This window comes from Microseira wollei NIES-4236, from assembly GCF_020521235.1.
Taxonomy (GTDB): domain Bacteria; phylum Cyanobacteriota; class Cyanobacteriia; order Cyanobacteriales; family Aerosakkonemataceae; genus Microseira; species Microseira wollei.
The window spans coordinates 20,142-40,640 of sequence record NZ_BLAY01000031.1 but is presented as its reverse complement, the minus strand read 5'-3'; the positions used below and the strand labels follow the sequence as shown (position 1 = coordinate 40,640).

Here is a 20,499-nt window from a genome sequence, read left to right as displayed (position 1 = left end):
GTAATTGGTCATTGGCTACCTGACTACCCATGACCCATTACCCATGACCCATGACCCATTACCTATTACCCATGACCCATCCTCTATACGTCGCGTTTATCTGGCATCAGCATCAACCTTTGTATAAAAGTCGCAACAACACCCCGCTGTCTGATGGCGATGCCGATGTCCTCGCTACAAGTGAGTACCGCTTACCTTGGGTAAGGCTGCACGGAACAAAAGATTACCTGGATTTGGTGCTGCTGTTGGAACGCTATCCCAAATTGCATCAAACCGTAAACTTAGTCCCCTCGCTAATTCTGCAACTGGAAGATTACATTGCTGGAACGGGGGTAGACCCTTATCTGGCGGTGGCTTTAACCCCAGCCGAAAAGCTTAACGATCAACAGCGTCGATTTATTATCGAGCATTTTTTTGACGCCAACCACCACACGCTGATCGACCCGCATCCGCGCTACGCCGAATTGTACCAGCAACGGCAGGAAAATGGACGCTCCTGGTGTCTGGAAAATTGGCAGTCGGGAGATTACGGCGATGTCATGGCTTGGCATAATCTGGCTTGGATCGATCCGTTATTTTGGGACGACCCGGAAATTGCGGCGTGGATCGAACGGGGGAGAAATTTTAATTTAAGCGATCGCCGCAAAATTTACGCCAAACAGCAAGAAATTCTGGGCCGCATTGTCCCCCAGCATCGGAAAATGCAGGAAGCTGGGCAGTTGGAAGTCACAACTTCGCCCTACACCCACCCAATCTTGCCCTTGCTGGCAGATACAAACGTCGGGCGGGTAGCGGTGTCGAATATGAATTTACCCCAGCACCGCTTTCAGTGGGAAGAAGATATTCCCCGCCACTTGCAAAAAGCGCGGGATATGTACGAAAAGCGATTCGGCTGTGCCCCTCGCGGGTTGTGGCCTTCGGAACAGGCAGTTGGCACCCAGATTTTACCACACATTGTCAAACAGGGGTTTAACTGGATTTGCTCGGATGAAGCTATTTTAGGTTGGACCCTGAAGCACTTCTTCCACCGGGATGGTTCTGGAAATGTGGAAGAACCGGAGTTATTGTATCGTCCCTATCGCTTAGAAACGCCAGCGGGTGACTTAGCGATTGTGTTTCGCGACCATAGATTATCCGATTTGATTGGATTTACTTATGGGTCGATGGAACCGCAGCGGGCGGCGGCGGAATTGGTGGGACACTTGGAAGCGATCGCTCGTACCCTCAAACACAGGCAGCCAGGGGACGGAACAGCCCTAGAACAGCCTTGGTTGGTCACCATTGCCCTGGATGGGGAAAATTGCTGGGAATATTACCAATTAGACGGTAAACCCTTCCTGGAAGCCCTCTACGCCACCCTGAGCGACTCTCCGGACATTAAACTCGTCACCGTATCGGAATTTATCGACCAGTTCCCCCCAACGGCGACTATCCCCGCCGAGCAACTGCATACGGGTTCCTGGGTCGATGGTAATCTTACCACTTGGATCGGCGACCAGGCTAAAAACCGCGCTTGGGATTTGCTAACAGAAGCAAGAATAGTATTAGCAAATCATCCAGAAGCGACGGAAGAAAATAATCCTGAAGCCTGGGAAGCGCTTTATGCTGCTGAAGGTTCTGACTGGTTTTGGTGGTTTGGTGAAGGTCATTCTTCTAACCAAGATGCCATTTTTGACCAGTTATTTCGCGAACATTTGTGCGCGCTTTATCAAGCATTAAACGCACCCATTCCAGAAAATATTCTCAAGCCAGTTGAGATTCACGAAGCGCGAGGCGATCATCGACCAGAAAGCTTTATTCATCCGATTATCGATGGTGTGGGTGACGAACAAGACTGGGATAAAGCAGGGCGAATCGAAATTGGCGGCGCGCGGGGTACGATGCACAACAGCATTGCAGTCCAGCGGCTTTGGTATGGGGTCGATCACTTGAATTTCTATGTCAGGTTAGATTTCAAAAGTGGCATTCAACCAGGAAAAGATTGTCCGCCAGAGTTAAATTTGCTTTGGTTTTATCCAGATAGGACAATGAATAATAGTCCGGTGCCGCTGGCTGAGTTACCCGATGAAGCACCGCTAAATTATCATTTTCACCATCATTTGGGGGTTAATTTACTGACGAAATCAATTTGGTTTCAAGAAGCTGGGGAGCATTATCAATGGCATCCTCGTACCAGTCGCGCCCAATTGGCTTTAAATAAGTGTTTGGAATTGGCTGTGCCTTGGGCTGATTTGAATGTTGAACCAGATTATCCTTTGCGGCTGATTTTGGTTTTGTCGGAGGGAGAGCGTTATCGCAGTTATTTGCCGGAGAATGCTTTGATTCCGATTGAAGTGCCGTAAGAAGGTAGATTTAATTGAACCGCGTTAGCGTTCGCGCAGCGGCGCGGATGCGCAAGAGCGATTCAAGGGTAGCGAATTAGACGCAAAGGGCGCGAAGGAAGAGGTAGTGAGAGAATTTTACCTCTTCCTCAAAGTTCTCTAGCGTCTATTTTTATGGGTAATAATTGCAGGACTTAGGCACGACGAACCTATCACCTTTGTTTCTGCGTAGATCTCTGATTTTTCATAGAAACCCGGTTTCTTTGCCTAAGTTCTAAATTGCTAAGTTTTACCCCTACCCCTACCAATAAAAACATTTTCAGGCAACCGCACGCCTGTAAGGGTCGTAAACAGCGTGTGGGCAAGTTCCGGGTTAGAACCTTCCAAGTCAGCATAGCTCAGATTCGCCATCGTTAGGTCAGCTTCACCCAAATTGGTATAACTTAGGTCAGCCCATGTTAGGTTAGCTCGACTCAGGTTAGCACGGCTGAGATTGACCCCTTTTAGGTCAGCTTTGCTCAAGTCAGCAGCGTATAACTGAGAATCAGGCAATTCGGCTCCTACTAGGAAGGCATGGTAGAAATTGACATAGCTCAAATTAGCTTTACTGAGGTTCGCCCCATTTAGATTTGCACCCCTTAAGTCAGTCCCCACCAGTACCGCTTCATATAGATTAGCGTTACTGAGGTCAAGTCCCCGTAAATTCATGCCACTAAGCATCACCCCGCTTAAGTCAGCACCTTGCAACTGGACTCCGTTATGTAACTCGACCATTCTCAAATCAGACTTGCGGAAATCAATTCCGCATAGATTGATTTCTCGTAAATCAACATTCTCGAAGATTAAATTGCGAAAATCTCTTCTACCATTTTGGTAATCTCGATAAAAATCTCCATCCCTAATAGTTAGCAGTTTAGGGCGTTGCGGTGTCGTTGGAGCCGAATCAATGCCCAAAATTGTTGCAAGGCTTTTGCATAATTTGTCTAACATAATACATCTCCAATCAAATTAAAGTTCTAAAGCGTCAGATTGTGTTCCCGGAACTTTTTCAAAAATACTGCGGCGAGTAAGATTGGCTAATTCTCTACAGTACCCAGGCAAAACATCCAGATAATCCCAGCGGCGAAAATAAGCTTTTGGATGAAGACTTAGCTCAAAACCTGCTACGGATACGTGAGCTTGCTCAACTAGAAATCGATGAATATAGGTGATGTCATCGACCAGCTTTTGGTAGCGTTTGTAGCCTGCATGTTGTGCGTTGCTGATGTTACGAGGAGATTTGGCGTACTTTTGAGCGATATTTAATAGGCGATGAATTCCCTGGGTGAGATTTTTTTGTTCGGACTCAATGAGTTGTTTAATTTCGGTAGCTGTTCGATCGCTGTCGTTTTGGGATTGACCCAGGGAAATCTGTAAAACCTTGCTCAAATCCGCAAGAGAGGAAGCTGATTTTTCGATAACTTCTACTGCTTGATCAAGAGCCTGACCTAGCCGTTCTGCGCTTTGGGGCGATAGCACTTGCTCGCCAGTATAGAGACGTTTTAGGACTCTTTTTAATCTTGGGTCGTCACATTTACCCGTGCTGCGATATTCATCAGCTTTGATGGGATCGATGTACCTGTTTTGATTGTTGGTTTTGGAATGGCTTCGGAAATCGATAACATTTTCAGGTTGGATATCATCGGGAAAATTTACGGTCATAAGAATTCCTCGCGACTGTTGATTAACTGTTTTTCTTTCTGTTGGGTGGGAATGTACCCAACATTAACAGGACTTATGCACGCAGGCCCAAAAACAAAGGTGATGCGTCAATCTCTCGGATCTAAACCCACGATTTTTGGTAGAAACCGGGTTTTTTTGCGTAAGTCATGATTAAATTGGAAAGCACAGAGAAACCATTCACTCGCCCCTACTTCTGGGCTGGTTTTCAGGTAAAAGGGATGGGATAGTTTAAGCTATGTAACGCAAGTTGCTAGTTATAAACAAGCGCGTTGCCAGCTGGCTAATTGCTAATTGCTAATCTTGGATTTTTACCAATCTCGCCATTAGCCTCGTGACCAGGGCTCTGCCTAGTAACGCCATTAGCTACTATGCATGAGATAACTAGCAACTTGAGTTATGTAGAGAATCAAGCTATAGTTAGTGTTGGGTGGGGAGCGCTCGCCTCTAAGATAAAGTAAAATTATGCGTAGGCGCTCGCTCGTCTATAATTGTGTTTTTCAAAGACGCCGTCGCTCTCCCATTTGCCTAATTTATGAGACAATTGATTATAATTATACATGATTTACTCATTTTATAATTAATATTATATAGCTACTAAATAAATTAAAATCGGAGGTTGAAATGGTAACGCTGCAATTAAGACAAATAAGTGTACCGCCGGGGCATAGGGTATTGTTACACGATGTAAGCTGGCAGGAATTTGAAGCTATTTTAGAAGAATTGGGAGAAGCTCGTGCCAGTCGTATAGCTTACAGTCAAGGAACTTTGGAGATAAGAATGCCATTGCCAGAACATGAAGTAAATAAAGAATTCATTGGTGATATGGTAAAGATATTAATCGAAGAACTGGAGATAGAGCGGCAGTGTTTCGGCTCGACGACTTTTAAACGAAAAGATATGGATCAAGGCATCGATCCAGACCAATGTTTCTACATTCAAAATTATGCTATAATGATTGGTAAAAAGCGGATTGACTTGACCGTCGATCCGCCGCCTGATTTAGCTATCGAAGTGGATGTTACTTCTAAAACCCAGCTTGATGCTTACGAGGCACTCGGAGTACCTCAACTGTGGCGATATGAAAATGGCAAGCTACAAATTAATGTTCTTCGAGATGGGAAATACATTGAATCGGAAATTAGTCCCACGTTTCCAAACTTGCCAATTGTAGAAGCTATTTCCCAGTTTGTGCAACAGAGCATAACAATGGGAGAAAGTGCAACCCTCAGAGCATTTCGCAAGTGGGTAAGAGAACAAATACAGAAATGATTTGGAGACAGTCCATAAGCAATTTTTTAGTGCCATCTCCGATTGAAGTGCCGTAGTTATTTTTGAGTAGGTATGGGCTCGCATCTTGGAGCGAGGAAAATAAGGACGATGCGCCTCCCTCCTATCTTTAGCTATATAACCCAAGTTGCTAGTTATAAACTTCGAAGTTGCTAATTGCTAATTGCTAATTGCTAATTGCTAATATAGGATTTTTACTGACATTAGCCATTAGCCATTAGCCATTAGCTTCTATTCATGAGATAACTAGCAACTTGCGTTATATATCTGCCTAGTTAAGTATTCAGAAGTTCTCTATCGCCCATTTTTCCAGGCGGTACACGTCTCGCAGTTTGTGCAATGTGGTTTCGGCAAATACTCGTTTTACCAAATTCACCATTTTGCCCCAATTAAATAACTCTCCTATTGAGAGAGCATGGTGGAACTTATTAGCATAAAACTGCGCCCAAAAATCGGGGGCAAGCTTCCTTTTTTCGGGATTTTGGCTCTTTTTGCAGCGGCGGCGCCAGTACGCGAAGTCTAAATCTGTGGGTGCTTCTACGCCTACAATGGGCGGAAAATCGGCGTAGCTGACGAATTGACTGACTCCCTCGCCGTTGACGTAAACCACATATCGCCAGCATTCGACGCGCTTAATCTGTTCTGGCTTCAGGTTGAACAGTAGGGCGGCTGTTGCTTTAGTGACGAAGCGAGCAAGTCTATGGACGGGCTTGGAATTTGGCTGAGAAGTTGATAACATAGATGTTGATAACATAGATATAGAAGCGATCGCCCTTCAGTTTTGCAAGCCGGAGCGGCGATCTTTATTTATCATAGACGTATAATGACTAAAGTTCAACACTTGTAAAGGTAAAAATGGGGCTAATTAGGTTGCGGGTTAGAGAACTTGCGGCTGAGAAAGGTTGGACGCTCAAGGAAGTGTCTGAGCGTTCTGGAGTTATTTACAGCACAGTTAGAACATACGCCCGCTCACCAGCAATGGCGATGGTTGATTTCACAGCTATTCAGAAATTAGCGCGCGCGTTTGATGTGATGATTGAAGACTTGGTTGAGGTAGTGCGAGATTAGGGTGGCGCGATCGCTCCAGTGCGAACACCTAGTTTAAAGAAACCGCGTTTCTGTGAAAAATCGTCGGTTGCAAACTAGAGATCTAGGTCGAAACAAAGGTGATGCCCTCGTCGTGGGTAAGTCCCGTAACTATTGAAAAGTTCTCTATCGCCCATTTTTCCAGGCGGTACACCTCTCGCAGCTTGTGCAATGTGGTTTCGGCAAATACTCGTTTTACCAAATTCACCATTTTGCCCCAATTAAATAACTCTCCTATTGAGAGAGCATGGTGGAACTTATTAGCATAAAACTGCGCCCAAAAATCGGGGGCAAGCTTCCTTTTTTCGGGATTTTGGCTCTTTTTGCAGCGGCGGCGCCAGTACGCGAAGTCTAAATCTGTGGGTGCTTCTACCCCTACAATGGGCGGAAAATCGGCGTAGCTGACGAATTGACTGACTCCCTCGCCGTTGACGTAAACCACATATCGCCAGCATTCGACGCGCTTAATCTGTTCTGGCTTCAGGTTGAACAGTAGGGCGGCTGTTGCTTTGGTGACGAAGCGAGCAAGTCTATGGACGGGCTTGGAATTTGGCTCTGAGGTTGGTAAGATAGACATAGGAAGTTTTCCTGTATGAAACAGATGCATCAGTTCCTGTACCAAGGAGATGCATCTTGGATTATGGGAGTTCTAACTCTTTGCGATCGCCCTTCAGTTTTAGATTCCGGAGTGGCGATCGCTTTTTATTAGAACTGTTATATTATACACTGTAAAGTTATAGGAATACAAGCGGTTAACAGTGCCATTTCAAGCCAAACTGAGAATCAGGGAATTGTGCGATCGCCAAAAGATAACGATGTCGAAGTTATCCAGGCTGAGTTCAGTCAACTACAACACGATCCATCGATGGGCAAACCAGCCATTGTTACGCATGGATGCCGATCCGCTGTTTCGTGTTTGTCGAGCCTTAGAATGCTCTTTGGATGAACTGATTGAGTGGACTGGCGATGAAACCTTAAGCTAAGCTGCGACGAAACAATGGGATTGATTAGGTTGCGGGTGAGAGAACTAGCTGCTCTCGAAGCTTGGACTCTCAAGCAAGTGTCTGAGCGTTCTGGAGTAGGCGATACAAAGTGCCATATCAAGGCCAACTCAGAATTAGGGAATTGTGCCGCTTGATGTGGGGGACTAGCCAGAGTCGATGTTCCAGTATGCTCAGCGTTGTTCTAATACTTCTGTCAAGTCGGTTTGGCTGCGGAAGGCGTTAGAGGCAGCCATTGCTCAATCCGCGAATCTCCTCAAAAAATCCGCTTCTTCCGCACCCAAATGAATAACATGCCTGCTTTTCCAGGACTTTTCATTTAACAGAAGGTGCTATTTATTTTGTCTTAATATATTCTTAATTGAGCTAGGCAGGTACTCCAAAAATATCCATAGACTCAATCCTAAGGTTAATATATTTCTCAGATTTAGCCACAGAATCTTACCAGAATCAAGGTAAGGCATTTTTGGGTATGACATGAAGATAAAGGTTGTAATACAAATAGCTAGCATTAAACCGGCTTGACGTGGTTTTAAAAGTGCGGCCAAAGGAATTAACCATATTATGTATTGCGGTGAAAATACCTTATTGGTAAGAATAAATAATAACAATGCGCTCAGGGTATAGGCTATTAAACTATTAAATTTAACCAAATCGCTTTGAGAACGATCTTCTCGAAAACGGTACAGGCAACAGATTAACATAAGACTGTAAGTTAATAGCAACAACCAAGGCAATAACTTCAGCACTGTATCATCTAGCGGAGAGACAATATTTCGCGAACCGTAGCTATTTATTGTTGTAATTTCGATTAAGCCCCAGTTGTGTGCCAAACTAATGATGCCAGCTGGCAATGATTCGATCTGTAAACCTCGCTCTTTGTGGTAAGTCAGAAATGAAAATAGCTTGCCCTGGGTAGCTATTAAAAATGGTAGAACAGTTAGAGCGACTGCACTTAATGTTCCCACCCATAAATTTAATAAATAGCGGTAGGCTTTATTGGCAAAATAGTAAGCCGTAAAGACGGGTAGCAAAACAACAGGATAAAGTTTAGCAGCTATACCCAATCCTATAGCTATACCTGCTAATGCAGCATAATTATATCTTACAGCCAATAAAGCTAAAACTGTGAAGAGCGTTGGAAATAAATCATAACGCCAGAGGAGAACGGGTGAAATAATTAAGGCAAATAATGTGTAAAATAGCAATGCTAATATTTTTCGATTATTAGAATAATTAAAGCCGCGCATCAAACGTAGTAAGAACAGTGTATTCGCGGTACTAAGTACTACATTTTCAAGCATAAATAAAACTAGATACAGATAATAAGAACGTCCTAATGTGACGAGTCGAGGTAAAACAAATGCTAGCAGAGCCAAGGGTGGATACTCTAGATTAAAGTCAACATAAGGTAACTGGCCTTTTAACAAATTAGTCGAGTATCTGAAGTATATAGCCATATCAAAAATACTAAAGGCGCTACGAGAGGTTAAAATACCTATAACGAGCAGGGCTAAAAAGTGGATGGTTACAATCCAAAAAGCCCAATTTTTATGAATGTTTTGAACCTGATTTTGGCATAACATAAATTAAGCCTCTAAGGAAATAAACTGCCAAGAAAGCACCCATGATATAAACGATTTTTTTGATGATTTTATAACACTATTTTGCCTGATGCCTAAAAGAGTTGAGAAATTTTTCCTAATTTAGCATCAAATTCAACCCATACTGCCGGTTGAAGTGGCTGAAACCATGAACCCGCAAGGCGGTAAGATGAAGTCAGAAGCCAGATTGATACAGCGCGGCATGGGTAAAATTTGGGAACTCGATTTCTATTCCCGTCCAATCCTGGACGAAAACAAGAAAAAAGTATGGGAAGTGCTGATATGCGAAAGTCCCCTAGAAGTGCGGGACGAGCCGGAGTCTACCTTCCGCTATGCTCAGTATTGTTCTAATACGCAGGTGAATTCTGTGTGGTTGCGGCAGGCACTAGAGGAGGCAATGGCTCAATCTGGGCAATCTCCCCAAAAAATCCGCTTTTTCCGCACCCAAATGAACAACATGATTACCAAAGCCTGCAATGATTTGGGTATTTCAGTCGCTCCCAGTCGGCGTACGTTTACCCTGAATCGGTGGCTCGATACGCGGATGCGGGAAGTATACCCCAACCATCCCGGTTTTCAGGCAAATGTCCCCAATCCTTCGGTTCAAATGCCAACCCAAGCACCCGAATCTTTACCGGATGCCTTGGTGGGACAGCAGTGGGCATTTGTAACTTTAGAGGCATCGGCATTTGAGGAAATGCACGAGTGGGAAATTGACTTTCGGGAAGCTTTTCCGTGGAAAAATCTAGGAATAACCCCGGATACGAAGATTCCCGGCTTGATAATTTTCTCGCCTAGAGCCTTGCCCTTGGCTGGGTGGCTCTCCGGGTTGGATTTAGCAAGTATCAAAATTGACAGTGAAAAAGACCGATTGCTGCTGGAAACGGGAGTGAGCGATCGCTGGATACTGGCGAATCTAAAAGATCGGGCGCTGCTAGCAGAAGCCAAAGGGTTTGAACAAGCGAAGCAGAAGGCACAGGGGGTGCATTTTTTAGCCGTGCAATCCGATCCGCAAGCAGAATCTTTTGCCGGTTTTTGGCTGTTGCAGGAATTGGGGAATGGGTGACGAGACACGGACTCGGGGACTCGGGGACTCGGGGACTCGGGGACGGGGGGACTCGGGGACTCGGGGACTCGGGGACTCGGGGACTCGGGGACTCGGGGACAGGTCGAGGGGGGGAATGTTTCTGGAGAACTCACCGCTCTCCCTTGTCTCCCATTCGACCCGTCCTCTTCAACAAGTACCCGTTGAAAAACTATTTCAGTTGATCCCCATAGACTGGGAAAATTAACCAGAAAGACATTAGAGGGGTATTAGCAGACAAGGATAAGCTTGGGCGAGCGGGATTTCTGCGGCTGGTTATATCCTTGAAGCTTTATCCTTTCTAAGGGTCTTGGCGGTTCCACCAATCTATTCCACGGCAGGATATGGGGTCTCACGATTTGCCACAAGAGGCACAGGCAGAACAGCTGATCGAATTAGCCAAAAAAGCCGGGGCTCAAGCGGCTGAGGTTTATCAGTCGCGATCGCATACTAAACCAGTATTTTTTGAAGCTAACCGTCTCAAGCAGCTAGAAAGCGCTCAATCTGAAGGAACGGCGCTGCGGCTGTGGTTGGATGGACGTCCCGGTTTAGCAGTTGCTTATGGGCCGCTGGAAGCGCAAGCCTTAGTAGAACGAGCGATGGCGCTGTCTTCTCTCAACGAACCCGAAACTGTGGAACTGACCAGTGGCTCAACAAAGTCATATCCTGACTTGGGAGAAGCGGTGCCAGTAGAACAGTTAGTCACTTGGGGAAAAGAAGCAATCGCGCTGATTCGAGACGTCCACGCAGAAGTCTTAGTCAGCAGCGAGTGGGAATGCGAAGTTGAAAGCACCCGCCTGCTTAACTCAGAAGGACTCGATTACAGCTATACGGATACCACGCTCAGCTGCTATGTGGCAGCAGAATGGGTGCGGGGTGAGGATTTTTTAAGCGTTTCCGACGGTCAAACCCAACGGGATCTACTCGAACCTGCGGTATTAGCGCAGCAAATATTACAGCGGTTGGATTGGGCAAAAGAAAACATCTCGCCCCCCATCGGTCGCGTCCCCGTTTTGTTTACGGCCAAAGCCGCCGATATGCTCTGGGCAACGGTTTCGGCTGCCCTCAATGGCAAGCGGGTTTTGGAAGGTGCTTCCCCTTGGAGCGATCGCTTGGGCCTAGCTGTCACCCATCGCCATATCACGGTTTCCCAGCAACCCGAAGCTGGCCCCTACAGCTGCCCGTTTGACGATGAAGGTACTCAAACCCAACCCCTCACCTTGATCAAAAACGGCATTTTGCAGCTGTTTTATACCGACCGTACCACAGGTCGCCAACTGAGTAGCGGCACTACAGGCAACGGATTCCGTCCGGATTTAGGCAGCTATCCCACCCCTGGTTTGTATAACATGCTCGTGCAACCGGGTATTGGCACTTTGCCCGACTTGATGCAGCAGCTGGATGATGGATTGGTCGTGGATCAGATGTTGGGCGGCGGCGCCGGGATTTCTGGGGACTTTTCGATTAACGTGGATTTGGGCTATCGGGTTCAGCGAGGTCAAGTTGTAGGCCGGGTCAAAGATACGATGGTAGCCGGTAACGTCTACGCAGCACTCAAGCAACTCGTCGCACTGGGAGGCGATGGGGAGTGGAACGGTTCTTGTTTTACACCCTCTTTGATTGTTGAAGGTTTATCCGTAACGGGTAAAAGTTCTTAATATGGAATGGGTAATTGCTGATTGCTAATTGCTGATTGCTAATTGCCCATTAGCCATTAGCCATTAGCCACTACGTAATATGTGGCCTCTGTCCATTCCCAAAGGCTTGCGTCAGACATTTCGCCCCAGACGCCGGTTGGCGATCGCCGAAGCTTGTCTGATCGGTTTAGTTGCCGCTTTAGCGGCTGTATTTCTGAAGGTGGCATCGGGATGGCTTGGGGGATGGCGAGTGTCTGTATCTCACCTCGCACCCGCTGGTATAGTCTTGCCAGCAGTTGGCTTCTCGTTCGGATTTTTGGCTGGTTGGTTGGTGGATCGCTTTGCTACCGAGGCGAAGGGGAGTGGCATTCCCCAAGTCAAGGCGGCGCTGGCTTCTTTTCCCATCGCCCTAGATTTACGGGTCGCCTTAGTTAAATTACTCAGCTGCATTTTGGCGCTGGGTTCCGGATTGGCTATCGGCAGACAAGGGCCTACCGTCCAAGTGGGAGCGGCTTTAGCCGGACAACTCAGCGCCCTGATCCCCACCTCTCCCGATCACCGCCGCCAAATGATTGCAGCCGGTGCGGGGGCGGGTTTAGCCGCTGCGTTTAACGCACCCCTGGCTGGGGTGTTGTTCGCGATTGAAGAACTGCTGCACGATGTCTCTAGCTTTACCCTAGGTACGGCTATTTTGGCTTCGTTTATCGGCGGGGTGGTTTCCCGACTGTTGGGCGGGCGATCGCTCGAACTTAACCTGCAATTGACAGCTTCTCAAACTAGCTTTTCCATACCCGAAATCCCTTTTTACCTGTTGCTGGGAGTCGCTTGCGGGTTGTTGGGGGCGCTGTTTTGTCAGGGGATTTTCGCCAGCTTGAAATTTTATCAGCGCGTGGTGCGACTGAGTTTGCCTTTCCGGGTAGGACTCGCTGGGATGGTTTCTGGCGCCATTGTGGCATTGTTGCCGGTTTTCTTCCGGGATAACACGGGAATGCGGGAATTTTTGCTCGCGGGTGAAGCTAGCCCACAGTTGGCGGCGATCGCTTTTGTCGCCCAATTCGGCCTCACCCTCATCGCCTTTGGTTCTGGCGCACCGGGGGGTTTATTTGCGCCCTCCTTGATGTTGGGTTCGGCGCTGGGTTACCTGGTGGGACTGTTGGAAACCAATATGGTGGGATATGGTACGCCGACGACTTACGCTTTGGCAGGGATGGGAGCATTTTTTGGCGCTGTTTCCAAAGCCCCGATCACGGCGATCGCCATCGTATTCGAGATGACGACCGATTTTAATTTGCTGCTACCGCTGATGATCGGTTCTGTTACTTCCTACCTAGTTGCCGACGCGATTAAATCTGGGTCAATTTATGACCGCATCTTGGAATTGAACGGCATTAAACTCGATAAAGCTACCCCCAAGGAAGGGATTTTAACCCAACTGAAGGCATCAGATGTGATGCAACAACGGGTGGAAACCCTCAGCAGCAAGATGAGGGTTGATGAAGCGGTGCAAGCGTTCTCGCGATCGCATCACCGAGGGTTTCCCGTCGTTGACAACGGCAAGTTGGTAGGAATTATCACCCAGAGCGACCTAGCCGCTATCGATCGACGCGCCCTGCCTCCAGATACGCTCCTGGAAGCAATCATGACGCCAAAACCCGTAACGGTGGGAACTAAAGCGACTTTGGCAGATGTGCTTTATCTGCTCAACCGCTATCAACTCAGCCGGTTACCCGTAGTGGAGGGTCGAAAGCTGGTTGGAATTATTACTCGTGCCGATATTATTCGAGTGGAAGCCGATCGGCTGGGGGGTAAAAATATGGAGATTGGGCCGCGTCCCCAACCTTCTTATGTAGTTTATCAGACACGTTCCCCATCGGTGGGCAAAGGTCGTCTGTTGGTGCCGTTGGCGAACCCCCACACTGCCGATGCACTGTTGCAAATCGCGGCTGCTATTGCGCGCGATCGCGACTACGAACTCGTTTGTCTGCAAATTATCTTAGTCGGGCGCCATAACTCTCCGGAAGAAACCCCCGTGCGGACGACCTCTAGCCGCCGCTTGCTGCGAAAGGCAGAAAGTATCGGGCGCCAGTGGCACTTGCCGGTTCACACAGAGGTGCGCGTCGCCCACGATGTGGCTTTTGCGATTTTAGAAACGATCGAAATTGAGCATATCGATTTACTCGTCATGGGCTGGAATGCCGAACCCCCCAGCCCCGGTCGCATTTTTGGCAGTGCGATCGATACCGCGATTCGGCAAGCCGCCTGCGAGGTGGTTCTGGTCAAATTGGGTGCTACGCGGGGTAATGGGGAAGAAGACAGGGAGGCGCGGGGACACTCTGACGCAGAGAGTAAAGATGTCACCGCGTCGCCGCGTCTCCCTGTCACCGCGTCTTCTTCCTATGCCCAATGTCCGATTCCCTTATGGGATCGCTGGTTGGTGCCGATGGGGGGTGGTCCCAATGCCGAGTGCGCTGTTCGACTCCTTCCGGCACTCGTTGCCCTGGGTTATGCGCCCAAAATCCGACTTTGCCAGGTTTTCAAACCCTCTGAAGCCATACCGATTACGCCGGTACTCGATCGCGCTGCCCAAAATTTACGGCAGCAACTAGACTCTCACTCCGGTGTTTGGAAAGGTAAGTCTGGGCGAAAGGCACCCATTCCCGTCCTGGGAACTCACATCCGAGGCAATTCAGTGTCAGAAGCGGTGACGCAGCTGGCTCAATTCGACGGGTCCGATGTTGTTCTGCTGGGTGCTTCCCGCGAGGGTTTCCTGGAACAGGCAATTAAGGGGAATATTCCCTGTGCGATCGCTCGTGGTTGTGATTGTACGGTGATTCTAGTTCGAGGCAAATTTTGATGCGTGGATACTGGATCAATCTGCTAAATCCTCTATTGAGCCACACCACGAGCTATAAGCTCGTGGATTCTGGCTGAAAGTTGGCGTTGACTTGTTGCCCGAACTCCCGCGCGTTGGCTATCTGGTCAACGTTTTTCAGCTTGTCGGAGAGCCGCTCTGGGGCAATCAACCCACTTTCAGACGAGCTTACTTGTTTGCGGTTTAGAGACTCCTGCCATGCCTCCAATAGGAGCGACTCCGCCCCACGATACCCGTCACGGGCATCTTGCAATGACAGTTTATCGTCTTGATTAACGTACCTACTCAAATACGCACTAAACAGATCGCGATGCATTTCAATACCAGTTGCATCATGATGAACTCGTTCAGATAGCGATTTCTTAGTACGACTACCATCTAAATGAGTTTGCGATAGTGCAGTTTTTTGAGTAGAGAACTTGTGAACAGACCCACCAGCATTCTCAGCTTTGCGGAAAAGCTCTGATTGTACAAATCCTGGAGATTTGGCAGAAATAGCTTTACCGTATCGTTTCTGCCAGCCTTTTACTGAGACACGCTCAGTCTTAATATTTTTACCATATCGTAAGATTCCGTTTACTATCTCACGATTCTTATATTTGGCATATGCTGCCTTTTTGCGTTGTAACTCATGTTTCTTTCTAGCCGCTTTCTTGTAATTTCTAGAACGCTTCCATTCACGCTTGCCTTTTTTAACTTTACCTTTTTTCTTAACGGTACGATGTCCTCTCTTGATTTCTGAGTCTGGCTCGTAATTGTCTGGATTATTTACCCGTTGGGAGCGCTGCATTTTTCTTTGTATTACAGCAATTTCTTGCTCGTATGTGGGTACTTTTTCCGCAGGTAACAAGCCTGCTTTTTTATCACCGACAAAAGCAATGTTAGAAATGTTTAGGTCAAGCCCAATCAAACCATCAGAAACATAATTTTTTTCTTTTTGATATGGTTGTCCTTCATTGATAATTTGAGCATACCAACGACGTTTACCGTTTGATTCCCTCCATAATATGCGGACATACTTAATAGGAGATTGCAACCCATGCATGATAACTGGATTTAACTCATCAATGATTGAGCGTAGCTTTAAGCTACCCCAACACAATTGATTATCTTTCCAGCGTATACCTTGCTTATTGGTTTTACCCTCAACAGAACGGAAACGGCTGGGTACTTTGAATCGAACTTTTTTTGCCCGTCCAAATATGACTCTTTCTGATGCTAGGAATGCTCTTTTAGCAATCGTCTGTTGAGTATTGGAATCAATTTTTTCGGCAATCCATTTTGATGATTTTGCTACTATCGTGGCATAGGCTTGTATATCGTAATCGGAATAACGGTAAGCTTGACGTGCCGCACTAAAAGCATCAATCTTTTTTCTTTGATTTGATATTTTTTTTAGCAGCCTTAAATGCCTCGGAATTACGTACCAACTCCATCCTAACTATTGCTTCATTAAGGCAAGCGTTATATAGTTGTCTAGATGCCTCAAGCTTTGACAACAACTCTTTTTCTTGCTTGCTATCCACAATTAATGGGATTTCAGTTATGAATGATGGGGTTTTCTTCCGAGCCATTTCAAATCACCTCCTTATTTGCTATTCTGTATTTAGAATAGCGTACCACTTCTAATATTTCAACAGGTAAGGGAAAAAAAGAGTAAGAAATCAACCTGCTATCCATTCAGAGCTTAAAGAATCTCATCGAATATATTTGACTCCTACAGCATGGAATAGATTGCAAAGGATAGCAACAAAGCACTCTACAAGCATTAGTGAACTTGTAGAAAATTGGGCAAGGGAATACAACATAGACGGCGAATAAATTCGCCCGTGTAACCTTTCCGCCCCGATATAAATACCGGATGAAGCTCAAGAAATTAAATTTCTTGAGCTTCATCCTTCGGGGCTACCAGGTATACCGCTTTGTTTAGGTGTAAAATTTAGAAGCTCACACAAAGCTTTCATTTGATTGGGAGAGAGCTTTGGGATATATCTGCCAGCTTCCCAGTTTTGCACTGTAGTTACAGTTACGCCCAACTCAAGAGCAATTTGCCGCTGAGTCACATTGAGCAATTCTCTTCTTTGTTTGAGCTTTTCCCCCAAACTTGCCATTCCTGTCCTATTCCCTCATCTACTTAAGCAAATTCTTTCTTTGCTGGCGTCATCTATGCGATCGCTAATGTCCTTCTCACTCCGACTTCTCTGCATCAGTGAAGCTAGGAAGTTCATCTAAGGAACATTGCAAGACACGACACAAAGCCTGCATCTGACTAATAGTGAGCCTGGGTTCAAATCTGCCAGCTTCCCAATTACTTACAGTTTGGTCTGTAACGCCCACAGCATCTGCTACTTGTTTTTGGGTCAATCCCAGTCGTTTCCTTAGCCTCATCAGCTCGCGGCTTGAGTTCATTGCCTGCCAATTGCCTTCACTATATTTTACTTTATCTATGTAGACAAAACCCTAAGTTTATTTGTAATATGGGTTCATGTCACGAGCCAGCGCCCGAACTTTGCAGGGAACGACGCTGGCTCTGGCTCCAATTACACACGGAGACAAGTTAATTATGCCCTACAAAGAACGCCTTAACGCTTGGGTGCTGGTTCGCCTGCTGCCCAACTTGCAACGGGTGACAGTTGGTCAGTTCCGCAATCGCTCTGATGCAGACGGTCATCTGGAGATTCTGCGTCGCCTGATTCCCAACGCAACATTTGTGGTGATGTTCAACGCTGACGTGCTACAGCCGCAACCAGCTGACACCCACTACAGATCTTCAGGTCGCTAGTTAGATGTAGGGGCACGCCAACAAGGATCTCTGGCAAAAACAGATAACGTTAGTAATGCCGTGCCCCTACAAGACGACGCCATTGACGCAGTAGGGGCACGGCAACAAGGATCTCTGGCAAAAACAGATAACGTTATTAATGCCGTGCCCCTACACGACGATTAAAAATCTACGCCTCGCTTGAGTTGAACGCCTCGATCGGCATAATGTTTGTGGCAAATCATTTCGGAATGAACGCTGGCGAGGTCGAAGTAATCTGGTGGATTGAGGCAACGCCCCGTGATAATGACTTCAGTATCGCGGGGTTTTCTTAACAAAGCTTGTACGATTGGTTCTACTGGTAGCAGTTCCAGGTCAACGGTAGGGTTGAGTTCGTCGAGGATAATGGTTTTGTAGAGTCCAGAAGCGATCGCTGCTCTGGCAATTTCCCAGCCTCGTTCTGCTTCTACATAGTCTAGTTCCTGCTGTTGTCCCCGCCAAACGATCGCATCTCCACCGCAGCGCTGATGATCGACTAAATTCGGATAGCATTGCTGTAGTGCGGCGATCGCTGCGTCTTCGGTATATCCGCTTCCACCTTTGAGCCATTGTAAAATCAAGACGCGGTGCGACTGGTCTTGACTAATTCCCCTGCCAATTGCCTGCAACGCTTTCCCCAAGGCGCTGGTAGATTTTCCTTTACCCGCACCCGTATAGATTTCAATCCCTTCGATTCCCCGTTCAATCGCTTTTGGGTGAAAGTGGGGTTTCATTTCCGAGTGCAGATCGGCAATTTCCAGCAGCGCTTGCGGTGCGCCTCGACCTGTGGCGATAATTTCCAAGTATTCTGGTTTGTGCTTGAGGGTGTGGACGACTTCATCCACCGGCAGCAAGCCCAAGTCTAGCACTGGGTTGAGTTCGTCTAAAACGATCACCGAATATAGTCCTGAAGCGATCGCGCCTTTAGCTACATCCCACCCGCGTTGAGCTTCTTGCCGATCAAAGCGAGTAATTTCATCTGCACCAAAATATTCTGCCCTACCCGTGCGAACCTGGTCTATCAGATGGGGAAAACCTTGTTGTAGGGCTGCGATCGCGCTATCTTCGTCGTATGTACGTTCCGGCCCTTTGAGAAAACGCAGCAGCAATACTCTAGCAGGCGCTGTGGCGTCGATTCCCAGACCTATCGACCGCAATACCACACCCAACGCCGCCCTTGACTTGCCTTTCCCCGCACCGTCGTAGACGTGAATTTGACCTGCGATGCGCTCAGTCCGCGCCACCGCCGTGCGAATGCCGATGCCGATTCTGCTCATAAATCTTCATTATAGTTGGGGTTAGAACCTTTTTTATAAATTTGCTGCGAGATGGTAGAATTCGCAGGTACCGCTCAACCACCAAGTTGGAGTGTATGGAGGGTAATCCATGTCGTTTTATTTTGTGTTGCCTCTGCGGGCGATTGTATTTCAGATGTTATTTTTGTCACTGGCGATCGCGATTGAAGCCTTGGTTTTCCAAAAGCAATGGAAACTCAGCCGTAAAGCTAGTATAGAATATTCCCTGGGACTGAATTTATTTTCCACTTGTCTCGGCTGGCTGGTTTTCTTTGCCGTTCAGCGGTTCTTGTCCACCAATCTGAAAAAACAAATTATCACCTTCATATTTTTTAATAACATTGTCGAAAATTCAACTGTCCCCACAGGTCTAGTATATGGGGAAGTTGCTTTAATCGTATTTTTATGTTTTGTATTTATTTTAATCGCTGAATTGGTATTTTTAGATGTGTGGCGAAACTTAGCGAAAGCAGCAACACCGGCAGAACAAGAAGAAAAACAGGGGAATAAATATAGCCCCACAATCACAAGTTCTTTGTACAAAAGATATTACGATTCTGCTAAGGCACGCATAACCTCAAGCACAATTCTGGTAGCCAATGCTTATAGCGGGACTGGGATTTTATTCATGTTGTTCTTAACAAATATGTTTGGGATTAAATAACAAAACAGCGAGCGTGCTTATGGATACGAAGATTTTAAACCAAATAATTACCTACCTGCTCCAGGTACTCAAGAATTTTAAACCGCCAAAAATATGGTCTTGGCAAACGCTAATATTAGCGAGTGTAATTCTGGGTATTTCTGCAATAGCATTCCTGCCGATTATGGCTGTTGTGAGCGGGGTACTATTAATTATTGGCGTAGCGTGGTACACAATAAAAGAACCGATAACGATTCAGGGAATTTCTATAGGTTCTTGGGTAACTGGAGCGTTAATTTGTCTGCTTTTATTTGGCTTTTGGGGCAATCCAGCACTGCTAGCAGTAGGTGTTATTGCTTGGCCTATAGTATCAGCAGCAGTTGCGGCAATCCCTGAATTTTGGCAGGAAGGCTTAAAACTCAAAACTCCAAATCCAGGGGTGCGCCAAAACCTGACTATTTTGCTTTTGATTAACCTACTTTTAAGTTGTTGGCTATTATTTGGCTTTATGCTCCAAGGCTGGTTACAACAATATCCTAGCATCGCAGCAGATGAGTTGGGTCGCAGCTTTTTTGTGAACAAAGTTGCCTTCGGTTCAAATTCGGTTCCCAGGGGGAATTTAGTCCTCGACGCCATAGAATCCCGCTTGAAAAATCAGATAGATGGTAAAGTTTGGCCTGACGTAGAGCGATGGTTATTAACTGCCAACGATAGGGTGGTTAAACTGTCGGAAGAAGTGACGCAAAAAGAACTTCCTAGAGTTGAGGAAGACGCACTGTGGGAATACGGAGCTGATGTTTCCACAAGAGACTCAGGATATAATTTGAATCTGTTAGCCAACTGGCGCGGCCCCGGTACCAGAGTTGAAGGCTATCATTTGAGAAAATCCTGTAGAGTTACTCTATCTAGGCGTCGAGGCGCAGCGGCGGAATCGCCTGTGAGTCTCAGCGATTTACAATGTAGTCCTGTAAGTCAGCCAGCGCGCGGACTACTTAACCTCAAATCACCCCAAGAAAAGAAGAAAAATTAGGTAATGGGTAATCGGTCATACGTCATGGGAAAAAAGCCAATCAATTATAGCGGATTGCAGCCGTATGAGGTAAGGCGCAAGTTTGTGTAGCGGCAGCATTAATGCTGCGCGCTTGAC

Annotated in this window: 20 protein-coding genes and 1 pseudogene; 11 read left to right on the top strand and 10 right to left on the bottom strand. The window is 46.8% G+C overall.

Features of this window, described 5'->3' with window-relative positions; all coding sequences use genetic code 11:
• The first annotated feature begins 71 nt into the window (after positions 1-71).
• Positions 72-2,342 (top strand): glycoside hydrolase family 57 protein, encoded by a 2,271-nt coding sequence (locus MiSe_RS12255; RefSeq protein WP_226579493.1) that lies wholly within the window; start codon positions 72-74, stop codon positions 2,340-2,342.
• Between the two features lie 261 nt (positions 2,343-2,603).
• Here MiSe_RS12255 and MiSe_RS12250 read toward each other — a convergent pair whose 3' ends face one another.
• Together MiSe_RS12250 and MiSe_RS12245 are read right to left on the bottom strand one after the other, a co-directional pair.
• Positions 2,604-3,311, bottom strand: coding sequence for a pentapeptide repeat-containing protein (locus MiSe_RS12250; RefSeq protein WP_226579409.1), 708 nt, complete (start codon positions 3,309-3,311; stop codon positions 2,604-2,606).
• A gap of 18 nt (positions 3,312-3,329) precedes the next feature.
• Entirely contained in the window at positions 3,330-4,022 is a 693-nt protein-coding gene (locus tag MiSe_RS12245; RefSeq protein WP_226579407.1) for a hypothetical protein, read from the bottom strand.
• A 642-nt stretch (positions 4,023-4,664) separates the two neighbouring features.
• Here MiSe_RS12245 and MiSe_RS12240 point away from each other — a divergent pair.
• Positions 4,665-5,312 carry a Uma2 family endonuclease gene (locus MiSe_RS12240; RefSeq protein WP_226579405.1) on the top strand — a complete coding sequence of 216 codons (648 nt, stop codon included), beginning with the start codon at positions 4,665-4,667 and terminating at the stop codon, positions 5,310-5,312.
• 301 nt (positions 5,313-5,613) lie between these two features.
• Here MiSe_RS12240 and MiSe_RS12235 read toward each other — a convergent pair whose 3' ends face one another.
• Positions 5,614-6,069, bottom strand: coding sequence for a hypothetical protein (locus MiSe_RS12235; protein ID WP_226579403.1), 456 nt, complete (start codon positions 6,067-6,069; stop codon positions 5,614-5,616).
• Positions 6,070-6,185: 116 nt separating this feature from the next.
• On the opposite strand from MiSe_RS12235, the gene MiSe_RS12230 reads away from it, so the two are divergent.
• Entirely contained in the window at positions 6,186-6,398 is a 213-nt protein-coding gene (locus MiSe_RS12230; RefSeq protein ID WP_226579400.1) for a helix-turn-helix domain-containing protein, read from the top strand.
• Positions 6,399-6,480: 82 nt separating this feature from the next.
• Here the strand turns inward: MiSe_RS12230 and MiSe_RS12225 are convergent, their stop codons facing one another.
• Positions 6,481-6,993, bottom strand: coding sequence for a hypothetical protein (locus tag MiSe_RS12225; RefSeq protein WP_226579397.1), 513 nt, complete (start codon positions 6,991-6,993; stop codon positions 6,481-6,483).
• A 181-nt stretch (positions 6,994-7,174) separates the two neighbouring features.
• Here MiSe_RS12225 and MiSe_RS12220 point away from each other — a divergent pair, with 181 nt between their 5' ends.
• Together MiSe_RS12220 and MiSe_RS12215 are read left to right on the top strand one after the other, a co-directional pair.
• On the top strand, positions 7,175-7,399 hold the full coding sequence (locus tag MiSe_RS12220) for a helix-turn-helix domain-containing protein (RefSeq protein WP_226579394.1): 225 nt from the start codon (positions 7,175-7,177) through the stop codon (positions 7,397-7,399).
• Between the two features lie 14 nt (positions 7,400-7,413).
• Positions 7,414-7,497: pseudogene (locus MiSe_RS12215) on the top strand (helix-turn-helix domain-containing protein); the annotation flags it as partial.
• 252 nt (positions 7,498-7,749) lie between these two features.
• Here the strand turns inward: MiSe_RS12215 and MiSe_RS12210 are convergent.
• A complete protein-coding gene (locus MiSe_RS12210; RefSeq protein ID WP_226579392.1) occupies positions 7,750-9,003 on the bottom strand; it encodes a glycosyltransferase 87 family protein in 1,254 nt (417 codons plus the stop codon).
• Positions 9,004-9,223: 220 nt separating this feature from the next.
• On the opposite strand from MiSe_RS12210, the gene MiSe_RS12205 reads away from it, so the two are divergent.
• The 3 genes from MiSe_RS12205 to MiSe_RS12195 all read left to right on the top strand — a co-directional run bounded on the left by MiSe_RS12205 (position 9,224) and on the right by MiSe_RS12195 (position 14,596).
• The gene (locus tag MiSe_RS12205) at positions 9,224-10,087 is read left to right on the top strand and encodes a Tab2/Atab2 family RNA-binding protein (RefSeq protein ID WP_226579490.1); all 864 of its coding nucleotides are present in this window, start codon (positions 9,224-9,226) and stop codon (positions 10,085-10,087) included.
• 362 nt (positions 10,088-10,449) lie between these two features.
• On the top strand, positions 10,450-11,763 hold the full coding sequence (locus MiSe_RS12200) for a TldD/PmbA family protein (RefSeq protein ID WP_226579388.1): 1,314 nt from the start codon (positions 10,450-10,452) through the stop codon (positions 11,761-11,763).
• Positions 11,764-11,842: 79 nt separating this feature from the next.
• On the top strand, positions 11,843-14,596 hold the full coding sequence (locus MiSe_RS12195) for a chloride channel protein (protein ID WP_226579385.1): 2,754 nt from the start codon (positions 11,843-11,845) through the stop codon (positions 14,594-14,596).
• Positions 14,597-14,648: 52 nt separating this feature from the next.
• Here the strand turns inward: MiSe_RS12195 and MiSe_RS12190 are convergent, their stop codons facing one another.
• The 4 genes from MiSe_RS12190 to MiSe_RS12175 form a co-directional block, all read right to left on the bottom strand.
• A complete protein-coding gene (locus tag MiSe_RS12190) occupies positions 14,649-15,650 on the bottom strand; it encodes a hypothetical protein (protein WP_226579382.1) in 1,002 nt (333 codons plus the stop codon).
• A 328-nt stretch (positions 15,651-15,978) separates the two neighbouring features.
• On the bottom strand, positions 15,979-16,188 hold the full coding sequence (locus MiSe_RS12185; RefSeq protein ID WP_226579379.1) for a hypothetical protein: 210 nt from the start codon (positions 16,186-16,188) through the stop codon (positions 15,979-15,981).
• Positions 16,189-16,506: 318 nt separating this feature from the next.
• Entirely contained in the window at positions 16,507-16,725 is a 219-nt protein-coding gene (locus MiSe_RS12180) for a helix-turn-helix transcriptional regulator (protein WP_226579376.1), read from the bottom strand.
• A gap of 76 nt (positions 16,726-16,801) precedes the next feature.
• Complete coding sequence (locus MiSe_RS12175; RefSeq protein WP_307731357.1) at positions 16,802-17,002, bottom strand: helix-turn-helix transcriptional regulator; 201 nt, start codon at positions 17,000-17,002, stop codon at positions 16,802-16,804.
• 175 nt (positions 17,003-17,177) lie between these two features.
• On the opposite strand from MiSe_RS12175, the gene MiSe_RS12170 reads away from it, so the two are divergent.
• On the top strand, positions 17,178-17,396 hold the full coding sequence (locus MiSe_RS12170; RefSeq protein ID WP_226579371.1) for a hypothetical protein: 219 nt from the start codon (positions 17,178-17,180) through the stop codon (positions 17,394-17,396).
• Between the two features lie 161 nt (positions 17,397-17,557).
• Here the strand turns inward: MiSe_RS12170 and MiSe_RS12165 are convergent, their stop codons facing one another.
• Positions 17,558-18,691, bottom strand: coding sequence for a cob(I)yrinic acid a,c-diamide adenosyltransferase (locus MiSe_RS12165; protein ID WP_226579367.1), 1,134 nt, complete (start codon positions 18,689-18,691; stop codon positions 17,558-17,560).
• A gap of 109 nt (positions 18,692-18,800) precedes the next feature.
• On the opposite strand from MiSe_RS12165, the gene fraC reads away from it, so the two are divergent.
• Complete coding sequence (gene fraC / locus MiSe_RS12160; RefSeq protein ID WP_226579365.1) at positions 18,801-19,373, top strand: filament integrity protein FraC; 573 nt, start codon at positions 18,801-18,803, stop codon at positions 19,371-19,373.
• 19 nt (positions 19,374-19,392) lie between these two features.
• Entirely contained in the window at positions 19,393-20,382 is a 990-nt protein-coding gene (locus MiSe_RS12155) for a DUF5357 family protein (protein ID WP_226579362.1), read from the top strand.
• Positions 20,383-20,499 lie beyond the last annotated feature (117 nt).

Excerpts from the sequence above, each read along its gene's own strand:
- MiSe_RS12180 (WP_226579376.1), bottom strand. The coding sequence starts at position 16,725 with ATGGCAAGTTTGGGGGAAAAGCTCAAACAAAGAAGAGAATTGCTCAAT.
- MiSe_RS12225 (WP_226579397.1), bottom strand. The coding sequence starts at position 6,993 with ATGTCTATCTTACCAACCTCAGAGCCAAATTCCAAGCCCGTCCATAGA.
- MiSe_RS12165 (WP_226579367.1), bottom strand. The coding sequence starts at position 18,691 with ATGAGCAGAATCGGCATCGGCATTCGCACGGCGGTGGCGCGGACTGAG.
- MiSe_RS12230 (WP_226579400.1), top strand. The coding sequence starts at position 6,186 with ATGGGGCTAATTAGGTTGCGGGTTAGAGAACTTGCGGCTGAGAAAGGT.
- MiSe_RS12240 (WP_226579405.1), top strand. The coding sequence starts at position 4,665 with ATGGTAACGCTGCAATTAAGACAAATAAGTGTACCGCCGGGGCATAGG.
- MiSe_RS12255 (WP_226579493.1), top strand. The coding sequence starts at position 72 with ATGACCCATCCTCTATACGTCGCGTTTATCTGGCATCAGCATCAACCT.
- MiSe_RS12245 (WP_226579407.1), bottom strand. The coding sequence starts at position 4,022 with ATGACCGTAAATTTTCCCGATGATATCCAACCTGAAAATGTTATCGAT.
- MiSe_RS12250 (WP_226579409.1), bottom strand. The coding sequence starts at position 3,311 with ATGTTAGACAAATTATGCAAAAGCCTTGCAACAATTTTGGGCATTGAT.
- MiSe_RS12235 (WP_226579403.1), bottom strand. The coding sequence starts at position 6,069 with ATGTTATCAACTTCTCAGCCAAATTCCAAGCCCGTCCATAGACTTGCT.
- MiSe_RS12175 (WP_307731357.1), bottom strand. The coding sequence starts at position 17,002 with ATGAGGCTAAGGAAACGACTGGGATTGACCCAAAAACAAGTAGCAGAT.
- fraC (WP_226579365.1), top strand. The coding sequence starts at position 18,801 with ATGTCGTTTTATTTTGTGTTGCCTCTGCGGGCGATTGTATTTCAGATG.
- MiSe_RS12200 (WP_226579388.1), top strand. The coding sequence starts at position 10,450 with ATGGGGTCTCACGATTTGCCACAAGAGGCACAGGCAGAACAGCTGATC.
- MiSe_RS12185 (WP_226579379.1), bottom strand. The coding sequence starts at position 16,188 with ATGGCTCGGAAGAAAACCCCATCATTCATAACTGAAATCCCATTAATT.
- MiSe_RS12205 (WP_226579490.1), top strand. The coding sequence starts at position 9,224 with ATGGGTAAAATTTGGGAACTCGATTTCTATTCCCGTCCAATCCTGGAC.
- MiSe_RS12195 (WP_226579385.1), top strand. The coding sequence starts at position 11,843 with ATGTGGCCTCTGTCCATTCCCAAAGGCTTGCGTCAGACATTTCGCCCC.
- MiSe_RS12155 (WP_226579362.1), top strand. The coding sequence starts at position 19,393 with ATGGATACGAAGATTTTAAACCAAATAATTACCTACCTGCTCCAGGTA.
- MiSe_RS12170 (WP_226579371.1), top strand. The coding sequence starts at position 17,178 with ATGCCCTACAAAGAACGCCTTAACGCTTGGGTGCTGGTTCGCCTGCTG.
- MiSe_RS12210 (WP_226579392.1), bottom strand. The coding sequence starts at position 9,003 with ATGTTATGCCAAAATCAGGTTCAAAACATTCATAAAAATTGGGCTTTT.